Annotated in this window: 17 protein-coding genes; 2 read left to right on the forward strand and 15 right to left on the reverse strand. The window is 75.0% G+C overall.

Annotated elements, in window-relative coordinates; genetic code table 11:
- Window positions 1-656: glycosyltransferase (locus ACYVJ4_RS15235; protein WP_460461007.1), on the reverse strand; the 656-nt coding region annotated here is incomplete at its 3' end.
- Between the two features lie 57 nt (window positions 657-713).
- On the reverse strand, window positions 714-3,008 hold the full coding sequence (locus ACYVJ4_RS15240) for a TIM-barrel domain-containing protein (RefSeq protein WP_460460991.1): 2,295 nt from the start codon (window positions 3,006-3,008) through the stop codon (window positions 714-716).
- 25 nt (window positions 3,009-3,033) lie between these two features.
- Here ACYVJ4_RS15240 and ACYVJ4_RS15245 point away from each other — a divergent pair, with 25 nt between their 5' ends.
- A complete protein-coding gene (locus ACYVJ4_RS15245) occupies window positions 3,034-3,864 on the forward strand; it encodes a class I SAM-dependent methyltransferase (RefSeq protein ID WP_460460992.1) in 831 nt (276 codons plus the stop codon).
- On the opposite strand, the gene ACYVJ4_RS15250 is transcribed toward ACYVJ4_RS15245, so the two are convergent.
- Window positions 3,858-5,177 (reverse strand): D-alanyl-D-alanine carboxypeptidase/D-alanyl-D-alanine-endopeptidase, encoded by a 1,320-nt coding sequence (locus ACYVJ4_RS15250; RefSeq protein ID WP_460460993.1) that lies wholly within the window; start codon window positions 5,175-5,177, stop codon window positions 3,858-3,860. The genes ACYVJ4_RS15245 and ACYVJ4_RS15250 overlap by 7 nt on opposite strands.
- Before the next feature lie 111 nt (window positions 5,178-5,288).
- Here ACYVJ4_RS15250 and ACYVJ4_RS15255 point away from each other — a divergent pair, with 111 nt between their 5' ends.
- On the forward strand, window positions 5,289-6,869 hold the full coding sequence (locus tag ACYVJ4_RS15255) for a GGDEF domain-containing protein (RefSeq protein ID WP_460460994.1): 1,581 nt from the start codon (window positions 5,289-5,291) through the stop codon (window positions 6,867-6,869).
- A gap of 33 nt (window positions 6,870-6,902) precedes the next feature.
- Here the strand turns inward: ACYVJ4_RS15255 and dtd are convergent, their stop codons facing one another.
- The 12 genes from dtd to ygfZ all read right to left on the reverse strand — a co-directional run.
- Window positions 6,903-7,328 carry a D-aminoacyl-tRNA deacylase gene (dtd, locus tag ACYVJ4_RS15260; protein WP_460460995.1) on the reverse strand — a complete coding sequence of 142 codons (426 nt, stop codon included), beginning with the start codon at window positions 7,326-7,328 and terminating at the stop codon, window positions 6,903-6,905.
- A 12-nt stretch (window positions 7,329-7,340) separates the two neighbouring features.
- Window positions 7,341-8,288 (reverse strand): asparaginase, encoded by a 948-nt coding sequence (locus ACYVJ4_RS15265; RefSeq protein ID WP_460460996.1) that lies wholly within the window; start codon window positions 8,286-8,288, stop codon window positions 7,341-7,343.
- Between the two features lie 10 nt (window positions 8,289-8,298).
- Window positions 8,299-10,623 carry a putative bifunctional diguanylate cyclase/phosphodiesterase gene (locus ACYVJ4_RS15270; RefSeq protein WP_460460997.1) on the reverse strand — a complete coding sequence of 775 codons (2,325 nt, stop codon included), beginning with the start codon at window positions 10,621-10,623 and terminating at the stop codon, window positions 8,299-8,301.
- 65 nt (window positions 10,624-10,688) lie between these two features.
- Window positions 10,689-11,279: a hypothetical protein gene (locus tag ACYVJ4_RS15275; protein ID WP_460460998.1), complete on the reverse strand. Its 591-nt coding sequence runs from the start codon at window positions 11,277-11,279 to the stop codon at window positions 10,689-10,691.
- Between the two features lie 53 nt (window positions 11,280-11,332).
- Window positions 11,333-12,370 (reverse strand): GGDEF domain-containing protein, encoded by a 1,038-nt coding sequence (locus tag ACYVJ4_RS15280; protein WP_460460999.1) that lies wholly within the window; start codon window positions 12,368-12,370, stop codon window positions 11,333-11,335.
- A 92-nt stretch (window positions 12,371-12,462) separates the two neighbouring features.
- Window positions 12,463-12,861 carry a phosphomannose isomerase type II C-terminal cupin domain gene (locus ACYVJ4_RS15285; RefSeq protein ID WP_460461000.1) on the reverse strand — a complete coding sequence of 133 codons (399 nt, stop codon included), beginning with the start codon at window positions 12,859-12,861 and terminating at the stop codon, window positions 12,463-12,465.
- A gap of 38 nt (window positions 12,862-12,899) precedes the next feature.
- Window positions 12,900-13,247 (reverse strand): DUF2516 family protein, encoded by a 348-nt coding sequence (locus ACYVJ4_RS15290; protein ID WP_460461001.1) that lies wholly within the window; start codon window positions 13,245-13,247, stop codon window positions 12,900-12,902.
- An 80-nt stretch (window positions 13,248-13,327) separates the two neighbouring features.
- Complete coding sequence (locus tag ACYVJ4_RS15295; RefSeq protein WP_460461002.1) at window positions 13,328-13,963, reverse strand: hypothetical protein; 636 nt, start codon at window positions 13,961-13,963, stop codon at window positions 13,328-13,330.
- Window positions 13,960-14,454: a helix-turn-helix domain-containing protein gene (locus tag ACYVJ4_RS15300; protein WP_460461003.1), complete on the reverse strand. Its 495-nt coding sequence runs from the start codon at window positions 14,452-14,454 to the stop codon at window positions 13,960-13,962. The genes ACYVJ4_RS15295 and ACYVJ4_RS15300 overlap by 4 nt, the downstream gene beginning before the upstream one ends.
- Before the next feature lie 84 nt (window positions 14,455-14,538).
- The gene (locus ACYVJ4_RS15305) at window positions 14,539-15,111 is read right to left on the reverse strand and encodes an RsiG family protein (RefSeq protein WP_460461004.1); all 573 of its coding nucleotides are present in this window, start codon (window positions 15,109-15,111) and stop codon (window positions 14,539-14,541) included.
- A gap of 37 nt (window positions 15,112-15,148) precedes the next feature.
- On the reverse strand, window positions 15,149-15,982 hold the full coding sequence (locus tag ACYVJ4_RS15310; RefSeq protein WP_460461005.1) for a beta-keto acid cleavage family enzyme: 834 nt from the start codon (window positions 15,980-15,982) through the stop codon (window positions 15,149-15,151).
- A 33-nt stretch (window positions 15,983-16,015) separates the two neighbouring features.
- On the reverse strand, window positions 16,016-16,454 hold a 439-nt coding region (gene ygfZ / locus ACYVJ4_RS15315; protein ID WP_460461006.1), incomplete at its 5' end, for a CAF17-like 4Fe-4S cluster assembly/insertion protein YgfZ.

Consider the following 16,454-nt stretch of genomic DNA (forward strand, 5'->3'; position numbering starts at 1 on the left):
AGCGCGGCGCGGGCGTCGGCGCGCCCGGCCCCCGCGGGCCCGCCGCCGTCGTCCGGCCCGAAGCGGGCGAGGTCGACGCCCGGCGGCACGACGCTGATCCGCGCGGGGTCGGCGCCGTAGAGCGCGACGAGCTGGTCGGCCTCGTCGTGGGTGTTGGCGACGAGCCGGTCGGCAGCCTCGACCACCTGCTGCTCGCCGATCTCGCGCCCGGCGGGCTCGGGGCTGTCGCCGTCCGCCAGCGAGAGGTTCTTGACCCGCGCCATCGTGTGCATGGTGTGCACCAGCGGCACCTGCCAGCGGTCGGCGGCCAGCCAGCCGACCTGGCCGCTGAGCCAGTAGTGCGAGTGGATCAGGTCGTAGTAGCCGACCGGGCGCGCGGCCTCGGTGCGCATGACGCCGGAGGCGAACGCGCACAGCTGCCCGGGCAGGTCGTCCTTGCCGAGCCCCTCGAACGGGCCGGCCGTCACGTGCCGCACCTGCACGCCGGGCGCGAGCTCGACCACCGGCGGCAGGCTGCTGCTCGTGGCACGGGTGAAGACCTCGACCTCGGTGCCGCGCTCGGCCAGCCGTCGCGCCGTCTCGACCACGTAGACGTTCAGCCCCCCGGCGTCGCCGGTGCCCGGCTGGGCCAGCGGGGACGTGTGCACGGCGAGCATGGCGACGCGGTGCGGACGGCGGTCGGAGGTCACGCCTGCAGCAACCCCACGGGAGGGTCAGCTGTTCCTGCCGCCGGACGACGGCGCCGCGGGCACGAGCCCGGCCGTCACCAGCGCGTCGCGCACCTGCACGGCGTCGCGGTCCTGGGCGCGGAACAGCACCACCGGCCGGCCCACCGGCGCGTCGACCGTGATCTGCCGCGGCGTGGCGACGTCGGTCGCCGTGGCGGCGCTGGCGGCTGCGACCGGTCGAGGGTCGCCGACGTCGTGCTGCACCCCGGTGAAGAGCTCGACCCAGCGGCCGGGCGGCAGCGCGACGTCGACCTGCCGCTCCCCCGCCCGCACCACCGGGACGACGAGCAGGGAGTCGCCGAACTGGAACTCGGCGCCGGTCGAGGACTGGGTCAGCCCGGGCTCGGACAGCCACAGCGGCCGCACCACCGGCAGCCCGTCGTCCTGGGCCTGGCGCAGCACGGTGCGGCGGTAGTCGGCGAGCGCCGCGAACACCCGGCTGCTGCGGGCGAACGCCGCCAGCCGCGCCGGCGAGTCCCACACCTGGGGCGTGCCCTCGGGGTGGTCGCCGTCCTCGGTGACGAGCAGGGAGCCGAACGCCTCGAGCTCGGCCCACCGGGCCAGCAGCTCGTCGTCCCGCTCTCGCGCGCGGCCGGTCCACGAGCGCAGGGTCGTGGTGCCGCCGACGCCGGAGTAGGTGGTGGCCAGGCCCGAGAGCCCGGCGTTGACGGTGGCCGCGAGGACGCCGCCGAGCCCGCGCGCGGACCAGTCGGTGGCGGTGCGGCCCAGGCCGAAGGCGCCGGCGCTGGCCGGGGTGCGCTCGTCGGCGGTGTCCTGCAGCAGCAGGCAGTCGGGGCGGCCGGCGAGCTCGCACGCGCGACGGGTGACGGCCGCCCAGCGCCGGGGCCAGGCGTTGTGCTCGGTCGCGGCGTCGCCCGAGCGCAGCCGCGCGGACGTCGGCAGGCCGGCCCCGCCGAGCACCGACCAGCCCGAGACCCGCTCGTGCCGCATCCGGTCGGCCAGCATCTGGGTGTACCAGGCGACGGCGTCGGCGTTGGTGAGGTCGAGCAGGACGCCGGGGACGGACCCGACGTCCGGGTCGGGCAGCCGCACCGGCAGCGGGTCGCCCTCGGCGTCCTCGACCAGGTAGCTGCGGTTGCGCGCGACCGTGAGCAGGGCGGGCTCGTCGTCCGGGCCGGACGGCCGCGCCCGCAGCGCGAACCCCGGGGCGACGCTGGTGAGCACCCGTACGTCCTTGGCCGCCAGCCGGTCGACCAGGCGGGCCCAGCCCGGGTAGGTGCGGCGGTCGCCGCCGTCGCGCACCAGCACGGCGGCTAGGGCCGCGCCGCCGTCGAGCAGGCGCACGGCGGCGTCCTGCACGCGGTCGGTCGACCCGCGCACCGAGACCACGGCCCCCGCGGTCGCCCAGACCGGCAGCGGGTGCACCTGCGCGGCGTCCGTCGTGTGCTGGCTGATCATCTGCTCGGGGGTGCCGTCGTAGAGCCGGGCCTGCAGGCGGTTCTGCCAGACGGTGGCGTCGACGCGCCCGCCGTGCCGCAGGTCGACGACGGAGTAGGCACGGGTGTCGAGCGCCCAGCCGGACCCCGCGCTGGAGAACAGCGCCGGCACCGGCGCCAGGCTCGAGCCGTCGTCGCCGCCGACGTCGGTCGAGCGGGTGACCACGGGGTAGCGGCCGTCGCTGAGCAGCAGCTCGTCGCGCTGCGCGCCGGCCCCGCGGAACGTGTAGCCCGGACGCCGGTACTCGTGCAGGGCGACCGCGTCGGCCCCGGGCACCCGGACGTCGAGCAGCACCCTCGAGTCGAGAGCCCGACGGGTGATGGTCAGCTCGAACGGCAGCGACAGGTCGCCGTCCGGGGCGTCGCGGAACACCCGGCCGGTGTACGTCACAGACCGGCCGTCGAGCACCCGGCCGGTGACGGACAGGTTCCCCAGCGAGTGCTCGACGTCCTCGTGCACCTGCCAGCGCGGGCCGTCGTGGGCCGCCCACGCGTCGTCCGAGCCCGGGCTGACCGCCCCGCCGTCGGCCTGCCGCCACCGCAGCGAGCCGGTGCCGGCCGTGAAGGGCGAGCCGTGGTCGACGCCGCGGAACACCACCGCCGCCTGCCGGCTGATCACCAGCCCGCCGGTGCTGAGCTGCACGTAGACGCCGTTGCCGAGCGACACAGCGCCGCGCAGGTCGGGGGCGACCTGCAGCAGGCCGGGCTCGAGGTCGCTGGCGTCGCGGTCGTCGTGCAGGGCCTCGACGCGAGGTCCGAGCAGCGCCGCCGCGGCGGCCAGCGCCGCGACGGCCACGAGGACCACCCGGGGAGCGCGACGCACAGCCCGAGCATGTCACCCTCGACGCGTGCGTCCCCAGCGACCGGTCGGCACGATCACCCGCGGCACGACCAACCCCAACCGGCTGCGCCGCGTCGACCGCTGGATCGCCGGACCGCTCGCCCCGCGCTGGCGCGGCGCGATCGACCCGGTCGTCGTCGACCTCGGGTACGGCGCGACCCCCGTGACCGCCGTCGAGCTGCACGCGCGGCTGCGCCGGGTGCGCCCGGACGTCGAGGTGGTGGGCCTCGAGATCGACCCGGCCCGGGTGGCCGCGGCCCGACCGCTGGAGGCACCGGGGCTGCGGTTCGCCCTCGGCGGCTTCGAGGTGCCGCTCGACCGCGGGCGCCGCCCGGTGGTGGTGCGGGCCTTCAACGTGCTGCGCCAGTACGACGAGCCGGAGGTCGGGCCGGCCTGGGACGTCGTCCGGTCACGGCTCGCGGACGGCGGCGTGCTGGTCGACGGCACCTGCGACGAGATCGGCCGACGCGCGGCGTGGGTGGCCGTCACGCGCGAGGACGGGCCGGTGTCGCTGACGCTGTCGTGGCGGCTGCGGGGTCTCGAGCTGCCGTCGGACGTCGCCGAGCGGCTGCCGAAGGCGCTGATCCACCGCAACGTGCCGGGCGAGCCGGTGCACGCGTTCCTCGCGGCGCTGGACGACGCCTGGGCGCGGGCCGCCCCGATGTCTGGTTTCGGGGTGCGGCAACGGTTCCTGAGCGCGGTGCAGCAGGTCCGGAAGGCCGGCTGGCCGGTGCTCGACGGGCCGTCCCGGTGGCGGTTGGGCGAGGTCGGCGTGCGCTGGGAGGCGGTCGCGCCGACGTCCGGGCCGCTCGCCGGGGCGAGCCGGTCGGGTCAGTAGCAGCCGTTGACCGTCGCGGCGAGGTTGTCGACGCGGCGCTTGAGCGTCAGCGAGTCGCCCTTGCCGCCGACGAGGAACGCGAACGCCTTGAGCCGGCCGTCGGCGGCCCGCGTGTACCCCGCGAGCGCGACGGCGTCGTCCAGCGTGCCGGTCTTGGCGGTGACCAGGCCGGCGGCGCACTTGCTCGGCGAGGTCGTGTAGCGGCCGGTCGACGCGGCGAGCGTGCCGGTGCGGCCGGCGACGGGCAGCGCGCCGTGGCGCATGATCGCGAAGTCGGTGCCCGAGGTGTCGAAGAGGTGGGTCACCACCCGGGCCAGGGTCACGGCCGAGAGCTTGTCGCTGCGCGAGAGCCCGCTGCCGTCGTACAGCGCCCCCGTGCCCAGCGAGACGCCCTCGCGGGCGATCAGGGTCTTCTGCGCCGCGCGGGCGCCGGTCCAGCTGGTCGACCAGCCCTTGGCCCGCGCGTTCATGCGGTGCAGCGCCTCGGCGTGGTCGTTGTCGCTGCGCAGCAGCATCCGGGTCAGGATGTCGTCGAGCCGGTCGCCCTGCACGGTGCCGAGCACGGGCGAGCCGGACGGCGCGTGCGCGCGGCTCACCGAGCTGACCTTCAGGCCGCGGTTGGCGAGCAGCGATGCGAACACCTTGCCGGCGTCGACCGAGGTGTCCATGACGTGGTGCTCGTTCACGACGAGCGCCCGCACCGGCGCGACCTCGGTGGGCACGTAGCTCGACGGCCAGCCGGTGGCCAGCGACGGCGCCGGGTAGATGTCGTCGTCCACCCACACGCGCACGGTGCGCACGCCGTGGGCCTTGACCGCCTTCGCCGCCGCGTCGGCGAGCTTCGCCAGGTCGGCGCTCGACAGGCTGGGGTCGCCGCTGCCGACCAGGCCGACGCTGTTCCACGCCGAGCCGCGGCGCACCGAGGTCGTGAACCGCTGCGCCGGGCCGAACACGGACAGTGCGTTGGTCGCGGTGACGAGCTTGGTGGTCGAGGCCGGCCGCAGGAGTCGGGTGCCGTAGCTCGACCAGGTGACCGTCCTTGACGTCACGTCGATGACGGTGCCGCCGAACTGCGAGCCCATGAGCGCGCTGCGGCTGCGGTAGTCGAGCTTGTCGGCCATCTCCCGGTCGGCCGTGGTCTTCGCGTAGGCAGCCTTCACGGCGACCGCGGGCATGCCGGACGACGTCCGGGCGGCGGCCCGGGTCGTGGCCTGCGAGGGCGCCGCGACCAGCGGGACGAGGAGCGCGGCACCGGCCACGGCGGCTGCGGCGGCGGCGCCGCGACGGAGGGGGCGGGCGGGTGCGGCGGCCATACGTCCTCATTCGGTCATGTCGTGCGATGTCTTGACCTGCGAGGGTGATCCTCTCAGGTCGGTGTGGGCGAAAGGCTCTCCTGCGGTGCCTGATCTGCCGATACTCGGCACATGAAGAGCGCGGGGGACGACGGGTCGGGGACCCAGGTCGACCTCGCGCGCCGTGATCTGTCCGCCGCCCTGGACGACCTCGAGCTCGTGCCGTACGACGACCCGCGCGCCGCTGCGGGGCCCTCCCTCGAGCTCGCCGCGCGGGCGGACGTCCTCGGCCTGCACGACCTGGTGCACCGCGCCCGGCTCGTGCACGCCGACGTCATCGGCCGCCAAGGCGACACGGCCGGCGCCGGCACCATCGCCCGGCAGGTCAACGAGTGGGCCCGCGAGCACGAGCACCGGCACCTGCTGGCCCGCAGCGAGCGGCTGCTCTCGGCCTTCTACCAGCGCATCGGCGACATGTCGTCGGCCCTCGAGCACGCCGTGCGCGCGGTCGAGCTGCTCGGCCCGGACGCGCGGCCCCGGCTGGTCGCCGACCACGTCATGGGCCTGGCGCTGGCCTACGGGCGCACCAAGTCCTTCGACGCCGCGCGCGACCGCTTCGCCGTCGTCCTCGGCATCGCCGACCGCACCGACGACACCGACCTGCGGATCGCGGCCCTGAACAACCTCGCGTACGTCGAGTACTGGGCCGGCGAGCCCGAGCGCTCGATGGAGGTGGCGGCCGAGATGCAGCGCACGGCCGAGCACCACGACCTGCCGCTCGAGGCGTCGTTCCTGGACACCGTGTCGCGGGCGCAGATGATGATGGGCCAGTACGAGGCGGCCGAGCGGACGCTCGACCCGGTGTTCTCCCCCGGCGGCGAGGCGCTGCTCAACGAGGCCGACGACCTGGCCGAGCTGCTGCTCACCGTCGCCGAGTGCCAGCGGATGATCGGCGCGCACGACCGGGCCCAGGTCAGCCTCGAGCGCTCGGCCCAGCTGTGCGAGGAGCGCGACCTCGAGGAGGTGCGCGTGCGGGTGATGGAGGAGCAGGCGGCGGTCTTCGCGGCCGTCGGCGACTTCCGCGCGGCCTACGAGCAGCACCGCGAGTTCCACGCCGCGAGCGAGGCGATCTTCAGCAGCGAGCGCGACGCGCGGGCCCGCATCCTGGCCGCGGTGTTCGAGACCGAGGAGGCCGTGCGCAGCAGCAAGCGGTTCCGCGAGATGTCGCTGCGCGACCCGCTCACCGGGCTCTACAACCGCCGGTACGTCGACGACCGCGTGCCCGCGCTGATCGGGCGCTCGCGGGTGGACGCGACGTCCCTGGCCGTGGCGATCCTCGACCTGGACTACTTCAAGGCCGTCAACGACCAGCTCTCGCACGACACCGGCGACGAGGTGCTGCGCCGGCTGGCGCCGCTGCTGCAGGCGAGCGCCGCCGACGAGGGCTTCGCGGCCCGGCTGGGCGGCGAGGAGTTCGTGCTCGTGCTGCCGGGTGTCGACAGCGAGACGGCGGTCGAGCGGTGCGAGGCGCTGCGCCGGCAGGTGCGCGAGCAGCCGTGGGCCGAGCTCGTGGGCGAGCTGCCGGTGACGGTGAGCATCGGCGTGGCGTCGGCCTTCGCCGGGGCGCAGACCTTCAACGAGCTGCTCTCGGACGCCGACCGGCGCCTCTACGCCGCCAAGCGCGCCGGCCGCGACCGCGTCGTCGGCCCCTGACCTTTCCCTCACCAGAGCCGGTGAGGGAAAGGGCTAGGTGTCGAGGACGAGGGTGACGGGGCCGTCGTTGACCAGCTCGACGGCCATGTCGGCGCCGAAGACGCCGGTGGCCACCTCGAGCCCGCGCTCGCGCAGCGTGGCCACCACCGCCTCGACCAGCGGCTCGGCCACCGGCCGCGGCGCCGCGGCCGACCACGAGGGGCGCCGTCCCTTGCGGGTGTCGGCGTAGAGCGTGAACTGGCTGACCACCAGCACGGGCGCGCCCTCGTCGAGCACCGAGCGCTCGCCGTCCAGCAGCCGCAGCTCGGCGACCTTGCGGGCCAGGGTCGCGACGTCGTCCGGCCCGTCGGTGTGGGTCACGCCGACCAGCACCAGCAGCCCGGGCCGGTCGACCGCTCCCACGACCTCGCCGTCGACGACCACCCGCGCCCGCGACACCCGCTGGACGACGGCCCGCACCGCGTGCCGTTCCTATGCCAGCGGCAGGGCCTGCACGGACCCCACGCGCTCGCCGTGCCCGAGCACCGGGACGTCGGAGAGGAACCCCAGCAGCGAGCGGTCGACGCCCGCGGCCACCAGCGCCTCGGCCATGACCACCGGACGCGCCCGCTGCCCGCCGTCCGCGATCTTCACCGCCGCGGCGTGCCCGGACGGCAGCGCGGCCGCGTAGACCGCCTCGGCGCCGTCCTTGGCGATGAGGCCGGGCACCGCGCGCAGCAGCTGCGTGACGTCGCGCCGCGTGCCACCCAGCCACTCGGGGTGCGCCCGCACGGCGTCGGCCACCCGGGCCTCGGGCGTGCCGGCCGCAGCGGTCGCGAGCCGCGAGAACGAGCGGGCCAGCCCCACCAGCGAGACCGCCATCACCGGCGCGCCGCAGCCGTCGACCCCGGTGGCGCCCACCGGCTCGCCCGCCAGCGCGCCGAGCTCGTGCGCGATCGCCACCTGCAGCGGGTGCTCGGGGTCGCGGTACGTCGCGAGGTCCCAGCCGGCCGCCACGCAGGTGGCCAGCATCGCCGCGTGCTTGCCGGAGCAGTTCTGCGCCAACGACGTCGGCCCCCGCCCGGCCGCGAGCCACGCCGTGCGCTCCCGCTCGTCGTAGGGCAGGTCGGGGGTGTTCTGCAGCGCCTGCTCGTCCAGCCCGGCGCCCGCGAGCACCCGCCGCGCGCCCTCGAGGTGGAAGGGCTCGCCCGAGTGCGACGCCGACGCGAGGGCCAGCAGCTCGCCGTCCAGGTCGAGCCCGGCGTGCAGCATCGCCGCGGCCTGCGCGAGCTTGTTGGACGAGCGGGCGAACATCGGCTCGCGCGGCTCGCCGACCGCGAGCACGACCTCGCCGTCCGGGTCGAGCACGACGACCGAGCCGTGGTGCACGGACTCGACGAAGCCGGACCGGACGACGTGGGCGACGGGCGCGGCGGGCATGCGCCCGAACCTACGGCACCGCCACCGGGACGAGCTCGCCCGGTCGCTCGAGGTCGAACCCCGTGCCCTGCAGCAGCAGCGCGGTGATCTCGTCGGCGGGCACCGGCCGGCTGAACAGGTAGCCCTGCGCCAGCTCGCAGCCCAGCGCCTGGCACGCGCGCAGCTGCTCGACGGTCTCGATGCCCTCGGCGATGGTCTGCAGGTCGAGCGCGGCCGCGAGCTCGACGACCGAGCGCACGAGCGCCTCGGTGCGCCCGTCGGCGACGAGCGAGCCGACGAACTCGCGGTCGATCTTCAGGACGTCGGCGTCGAACCGCCGCAGGTAGCGCAGCGAGGAGTAGCCGGTGCCGTAGTCGTCGATCGCCACCGAGACGCCGTGGCCGCGCAGGGTGGTGACGAAGGCGGCGGCCAGCTCGAGGTCCTCCATCAGGGCGCCCTCGGTGATCTCGAGCACCAGCTGGTCGGTCACCAGCCCGTGCCGCGCCCAGGTCTCGAGCACCCGGTCGGCCAGCGCCGGGTCGCCGAGCTCGCGGGGCGAGAGGTTCACGCCGGCCGCGAGCCGGACGTCGGGTGCCAGCTCGGCCCACCGGGCCAGCTGGGCCGCGGTCTGCTCGAGCACGTGCTCGCCCAGCCTCGGCATCGACCCGACCTGCTCGGCCATCGGCACGAACTGCGCCGGGCTGACCTCGCCGAGGTCCGGGTGGCGCCAGCGCAGCAGCGCCTCGACGCCGCGCACCTGGCCGGTGCGCAGGTCGACGACGGGCTGGTACAGCACGTGGAACTGGCCCAGGTCGGGCGCGCTGATCTCCTCGCGCAGCCGGATCATGGCGGCCGCCCGGCGCCGGGCCGAGCCGGTCAGGACGACGGCGGGTGCCTGCCGCAGGTCCTTGTCGGCCTTGGCCTGGTACATCGCGACGTCGGCGTGGGCCAGCAGGTGGTGCGAGTCCTTGGCGCGGGCGGTGCCCGGCGTCCGCTCGTCCAGCACGACGCCGACGCTCGGGCGCACGGTGAACGGACGACGTCCGACGAGGATCGGCTCGTCGAAGGCCGCGGCCACGGTCGCCGCCAACGGGTGCCCGCCGTCGACCACGCGCGGCTGGCAGACGGCGAACTCGTCGCCGCCCAGGCGCGCCACCACCCCGCCCGGCGGGACGACGTCCAGCAGCCGCCGCGCGCACTCGCGCAGCAGCAGGTCGCCGGTCTCGTGGCCGTGCGTGTCGTTGACGTCCTTGAAGTCGTTGAGGTCGACCATCGCCACGCCCACGGGGTGCGAGCCGACGTCGACGAGCGAGCGCTCGAGGAAGTCGAGCAGGCCGCGGCGGTTGGCCAGCCCGGTCAACGGGTCGACCAGCGTCTCGGCGCGGGCCGCCTGCTCGCTGGCCTCGAGGGCCGTGACGAGCACGCGGTGGTCGCGGGACGACGCCGCGTGCCGGGCCACCATGGCGGTGCCGATCGTCAGGATCGGCAGCATGTCGGCCCGCGTGTACGACAGTCCCTCGGCGTAGCGCATGGCCCCGATGACGACCGCCACGGCGAGCGGGGCGTAGGGCAGCACGACCTCGTGCAGCAGGTGGGCGCGGCGCGCGGCCTCGCCCTGCCGCGGGGCGACGTCGCGCGCCGGGGTGCCGGCCGCGACCAGCACCAGGCCGAGACCGACCTGGTACAGCTGGGCGATCGGCCCGGTCGGGTCGTACCCGCCGTGCGTCGAGGCCACGGCGAACCACGCGTCGGAGGCGAGCACGCAGGCCAGCCCCAGGCCGATCCGCTGCAGGAACGGCCGCGCGCCCTCGTCGACCTGCGGGTACACCGACACCAGCGTGCCGAGGGTGAACGTGCCGACGAGCACGTAGCCGGTCGTCACGGCGTAGTCGACAGCCCCGGCGTGCTCCAGCGCCGACCCGATCACCTGCAGCGCGATGAACCACAGGGCACCGGCCGCAGCCGCGCCGTCGGCGAGCGGCCCGAGCCGGCCGCCGACGCGACGGTTCGGCAGGGCCAGCAGCCCGGCCGCCGCGAACGGTGCGTACGACAGCTCCAGCACGCCGAACGGGTTCCCGAGGGGCAGGGCGTGCCCGACCACCAGCGTGTAGACCGTCGACGCCACGCCCGACGCCGAGCCCGCCAGCAGGCCGACCGCGACCAGCCGGCGCGAGCGCCGCAGCTGGTCGTCGTGGCGGGCCTGCACGAGCAGGACGGCGGCCGCCGCGATGGCGGTCAGCGCCCGGACGGCGTACGACGCGGTCGGCGAGGTGTGCACCGCCAGCACGCTCGCCCCGAGGGCGGCGGCGACGAGGAGCGCGCGCGCGGGGCGCGGCAGACGACGGGCGGTCAGCACCCTTCGTGCATCGGCACGAACCGGACGCCGCTGGAGCGGGCCGGGCGCGGCAGATCTGGGGTGGTTCAGGAGTCGTCGCCGCCGTCGGACTCCGCCGCGGGCGCCCGCAGGTAGAGGATGTCGACCCACACGTTGACCGTCGCGCCGCTCTTGAAGACCGGGTCGTCGTAGCAGATGCGTTTCCCGCCGCGGCCGAGCTTGATGCTGGCCCAGCCGCCCCCGCCGGAGATCCCGGCCTCGACGCCCTTGGCCGACAGCACCTCGTCCTCGTCCACGGTCGCGGCGAGCACCTTGTCGCCGTCCTGCCAGTCGGTCCACAGCGTCAGGTCGCAGTCCTGCGTGATCGTCAGGGCGCGGATGCCGAGCGTGCCGTGGCTGCCGTTCTGGTGCACGTACGGCTTCGGGCCGAGCCGGACGACGGCTGTGCGGTGCCCGACCCGCGCCAGGTTGGCGTCCGAGGCGGGGACGTAGTCGACGTCCGGCGTGGCGACGCCCGTGATGCCGGCGTCGGACGCGCGGGCCGGCTGGACGGCCTCGGCGACGTGCTGCCCGGCCAGCGCGAGGGCGGCCCCCAGGACGCCGGCGGCCAGGACGGTGGTCGTGCGCATGCGCAGCTGCTCCCCCGGGTGGTGCGACGTGCCGACGGACGACGGCACGGCCCCGGTCATCGGCAGGGACGTCCGCGGCCCTGAGCCGTTCGGGTGAACGGCTAGCGCGCGACGGCGGTGGCGACGCCCACGAGCTCGCGGAAGTCGCCCGAGGCGACGACGCGGTCGCGGCCGTCGGCCTTGGCCCGGTACAGCGCCCGGTCGGCCTCGGCGAGCGTGTCGGCCGGCTCGGCGCCCTCGACGTGGCAGCTTGCGCCCGCCGACCAGGTGATGTCGGGGTGCAGCTGGGCCCAGCGCAGCCGCAGCCGCGCGACCACCGACGCGGCGCCCAGGCCCGCGGTGTCGTTCTGCGGCAGGACGAGCACGAACTCCTCGCCGCCGTAGCGCGCCACCAGGTCGGACCCGCGGACGACGGAGGCCAGGGTGTGCGCGAAGTCGACCAGCACGGTGTCGCCGAAGGCGTGGCCGCCGCGGTCGTTGAGCTCCTTGAAGTGGTCGAGGTCGACGACCACGACGACGTCCCCCGCCTTGAGCCGGCGCAGCGAGGTCTCGAGCGCACGACGGTTCGGCAGCTGGGTCAGGGGGTCGGTCTCGGCCTGCTGCGCGAGCCGGGCGGCCCGGTCGCGGTGCGCCGAGGCGCGCATCGCCAGGACGTCGGCGAGCGTCACCCAGATCAGCGCCGCGATCACCAGCCGGACGACCTGCTCCGAGCCCAGCGAGCCCTGTATCGACAGCCAGGTGAGCACCGCGGGCGCGAGCAGCTTCAGGCCCGAGCGCATCGGCCCGACCACGCCGACGAACATGAACCACAGCGTGAGGAACCCGGCGTAGGCGGTCGCCGCGGCGGGGGCCAGCAGCCCCAGCAGCCCGAGCACGCAGAACGCCGCCAACGGGTACAGGCCGAGAGCGCGCGGACGCCAGCGCCCCCAGGGCAGCGGGGTCGACAGCGCGGCGAGCAGCACCAGCACGGCCCCGAGGGCCAGCGCGCGCAAAGGGACGTCGTCCGAGGACTCGACCCACCAGCCCGTCGACGCCAGGACGACGCCCTGGAAGCCCATCAACCAGCGACCCAGCCGAGCGCCGTCGGCGGTCGTGCGCACGTCGACGACCTGCGCGACCCGGTGCTGGATCTCGTTCACGAGACGATCATCGTCGGACGGCGACCCCTGCTTGAGCGGTCAACCGATCTGCCCAGGCAGCTCCCAGGTGGCTCACAGGCCGCGCCCGTCGCTCAGCGGGTGTAGTCGTCCTCGAGCCGCTCGATGTCGGCCTCGTCGAAGTCGCCGAGCGCGATCTCGAGCAGCCGCCCGGGCTCGCTGCCGGAGTTGCCCATGCGGTGCAGGGCGCCGCAGGGCACCCAGATCTGCTCGCCGGGCTGGGCGACCCACTGCCGGTCGCCGACGCAGATGTCGATCGGGACGTCGAGCACCTGCCAGAACTCGCCGCGGTGGGAGTGCCGCTGCAGGCTCAGCCGGTGGCCGGGCTGCACGGTGATGATCTTGACCGTCACGCGCTCGTTCTCGACGAACTGCTGGAACTGGCCCCAGGGGCGCTCCACGACGAAGGACGCCAGGCCCTCGTCGAGCGCGCCGTCGAGCACAGGGTCCTGCTGCAGCTGCTGGTCGGTCATGGTCCCCTCCGAAGCCCCGGTGGCCGCCGACTCGTCGGTCACCACGGCCCGTACGGACCGTCGTGGCCACCCCGACCACCGCGTCCGCCCCCTTGCACCCGCTGGAGCGCGGGTCGCACATCAGCAAGGTAGATGCCCGCGGCCGCCACCGCTGCCACGTTGAGGAAGTTGAGGGGGCTCAGGAAGCTGCCGTTGAACGAGATGAAGCCGATCGCGGCGGCCACGGCGAGGATGATCATCCAGCGCTGCTTGGTCATCTTGCCCGCGGCGACGTACGCGTCGGCCCGGCGCCGGGCGCCGTCGATCAGCGCCACGACCTGGACGACGAGCGCGATGATCCCGAGACCGAAGAACACGACGGCCTGGGCCGACCCGAGGGCGAACATGCGGCCAGCCTAACGACACGGCGCCCGGACCCTGGTGGGTCCGGGCGCCGTTGCGCCGATCAGGTGCGGTGCTGCTGCGGTCAGTCGCCGACCTTGGCGGCGGCGGCCTCGGTGGCCTTGGCCGCAGCGGCCGCGGTCTTGCGGGCGCTGGTGGTGGCGGACTTGGTGGTGCGCTTGGCCGTGGTGGCGCGCTTCTTGGCGGTGGTGCTCGTGCGCTTGGCCGCGGCCTTGGTGCCGGTGGTCTTCTTCGCGACCGTCTTCTGGGTCTCGGTGGCGACCTCGCGCCCCTCGCGCTTGGCGATGGTCAGGGTCGACTTCGCGGCGGTGCGGGTGTCGTCGGCGGCCTTGCGGACCGTGGTGACGGCGGCCTTGCCGCGCGAGAGGGTGACCTTGCCCTGGGCCAGGAGGTCCTGGGTGGCCTTCTGCCGGCCGATGCGGTCGACCAGCTTGCTGCCGCGGGCGGCGAGGTCGCCGTAGACGGCCTCGGCCTTGCCGGCCAGCTCGACCGATGCGCTCACGGCGAGGGTCGGGACCTGCTCGGCCTTGGTTCGCAGCGAGGTGACGTCGAGGTCGACGTCCTTGAGCTGGGCGTACTGGGCGCTCGCCTGGGCGCGCGCGTCGCGCACCTTCTCGGCCACCAGGTCGGTGGCGCCGACGAGGGCGAGCACCGGGGTGGCGTCGGTGACGGACTTGCGGATGTCGTTGACGAGGGTCATGAGGAGCTCCTTCGGGTCGTCGTGCGGGTGGTCCTGGCGGTCGCCGCCTTCGTCGCCGCCTTCGTCGCCGGCTGCTTCGCGGCCTTCTTCGCGGCCTTCTTCGCGGCGGGGCGCGCCGGCTGCGGCGCCGGCTCCGCGGTCGCGGCGGCACGCTCGTTCTCCGAGCAGAACGAGGCGTAGATGTCGAGCAGCACGCGCTTCTGCCGCTCGCTCAGCCCCAGGTCGCCGAGGATGGCGGCCTTGACCTCGACCTGCGCGGGCTCCTGCTCGTCGAGGATGCCGGCACGCACGTAGAGGGACTCGGCCGAGATGCGCAGGCCCTTGGCGAGCTGCTGCAGGATCTCGGCGCTGGGCTTCTTCAACCCGCGCTCGATCTGGCTGAGGTACGGGTTGCTGACGCCGGCGACCTCGGCGAGCTGGCGCAGCGACAGCTTGGCGCTGTGGCGCTGCTCCTTGAGGTAGTCACCGAGATCGGCGCGGATCGACGTCATGCTTGCCATGCTGCTTGCTCCAGCAAGCGCGCGCAAGCCAGGACGCCGTGAGCCCCCTCACACCGCCGCGCCGCACGGCGGGGGTCACTCGGTGGTGAGCACGTCCTCGACCTTGGCCTCGCCCTCGCGGTAGCGGCGTGCCACCTCGGTGGTCAGCTGGTCCATCACCTGCTGCACCTTGTGCCGGCTGTCGCTGACGGCCTGCTCGATCTCGGCCAGGTGCTCGATCGCGCGCACGATCGCGTCGTCCGCCATCGCGCTGGGGTCGCTCGCCTCGACGTCCGCCACGGCCTGCTCGGCCGAACGGCGGTGCTCGCCGACCCGGCTCGGGTCGGTCGTGAGGTGCCGGCCCAGGCCGTGGTCGGACCGCGGGCCGTCGGCGAGCGCCGTCGACAGGTCGCGGGCGAGCTCCTCGTCGCTGCGCGTGCCGTGGCTCGGGAACTCGTGCTGCGTGCGCTGGTCCTGCTCGGCGCGCAGCAGGTCGAGCCGCCCCTGCAGCAGGCGGCGGGCGTAGCTGAGGTCGACCTCCTCCTGCTCGGCCAGCTGCCGGCGCTCGCGCAGGTCGTCGAACGCGATGCTGGGCAGGTCGTCGGCGAATCCGGGGGCCAGGATCTGGTCGATCGGACGGCGCCCGCCCTCGTGCGGCTGCGTGGTCATAGGAGCTGTGGTCGCCCTTCGGGTCGCCTCGAGGTGGTCAGCCGCGCCGGTCGCGGACTGCGAGCAGGGTACGCGCTTCGGCCGTCGACAGGGGTGGTCTCTGCATCGTGACGGCCAGCTCGGCCGCGCGCGCGACGAGCTCGGCGTTGTCGCGCACCGGACGGCCCTTGGCGAACACCAGGTTGTCCTCCATGCCGACCCGCAGGTGCCCGCCCATGGCGAGCGCGGCCGCCGCGATCGGCAGGTGCGAGCGGCCGATGCCGGTGGCCGACCACGAGGTGACCTCGGCCGGCAGCGCCTGCACGCCGGCGACGAGCGCCTCGACGGTGCCGGGCATGCCGCCGGGCACGTTGGTCACGAAGTCGACGTGGACCTTGCCGCCGTACGGCAGCCCGTAGGTGTCGATCAGCCGGCGCAGCGCGTGCACGTGGCCGAGGTCGAACAGCTCGAACTCGGGCACGACCTCGCGCTCATGCGCCTGCTGGTACAGCTGGCCCATGAACGGGTAGGGGTTGAGGAAGACGTCGTCGCCGAAGTTCGTGGTGCCGCAGGTCAGCGAGCACGAGTCGGGCTCGGCGTCGAGCACCCGCAGCCGCTGGTCCAGCGGGTCGTGCACGCTGCCGCCGGTGGAGAGCTGGACGACGAGGTCGGTCTGCTCGCGCAGGGCCTGCACGGTGTCGCGCAGCCGCACCGGGTCGAGCGTCGGCTGGTGCTCGCCGTCGCGGACGTGCACGTGCACGAGCGACGCGCCGGCCGCCTCGCACGCCTTCGCCTCGGCCACCAGCTCGTCGAGCGTGGTGGGCAGCTGCGGGCAGTCGGCCTTGGCCGTCTCGGCGCCGGTGGGCGCGACGGTGATGAGGGTGCCGGGCATGCCCGACATCCTGCCAGGCCCGGCGAGAGCGCCCTACGGCCGGACGACGAGCTCCTGGGCCGCGCTCACGCCGTCGACGACGAGCACGGCGGAGGGGTCCAGCGAGCGCTTGACCAGGGCGAGCGCGACCGGGCCGAGCTCGTGGTGGCGCGCGGCGGTCGTGACGTGGCCGACCCGGCGTCCGTCGTGCTCGACGTCGGTGCCGGACGGCGGCAGGTGGTGCGCCGAGCCGTCGAGGTGCAGCATCACCAGGCGGCGCGGCGGCCGGCCCAGGTTGTGCACGCGCGCGACGGTCTCCTGGCCGCGGTAGCAGCCCTTGGTCAGGTGCACGGCGGTGCGCAGCCAGTCCACCTCGTGCGGGATGGTGCGGTGGTCGCTCTCGAGCCCCAGGCGCGGGCGCCACGCCGCGACGCGCGCGGCCTCGGCGGCCCAGGTGCCGGCCAGCGGGCGGTCGGCGACGGCGGCCTCGAGC

The sequence above is a fragment of the Angustibacter peucedani genome (assembly GCF_054779595.1).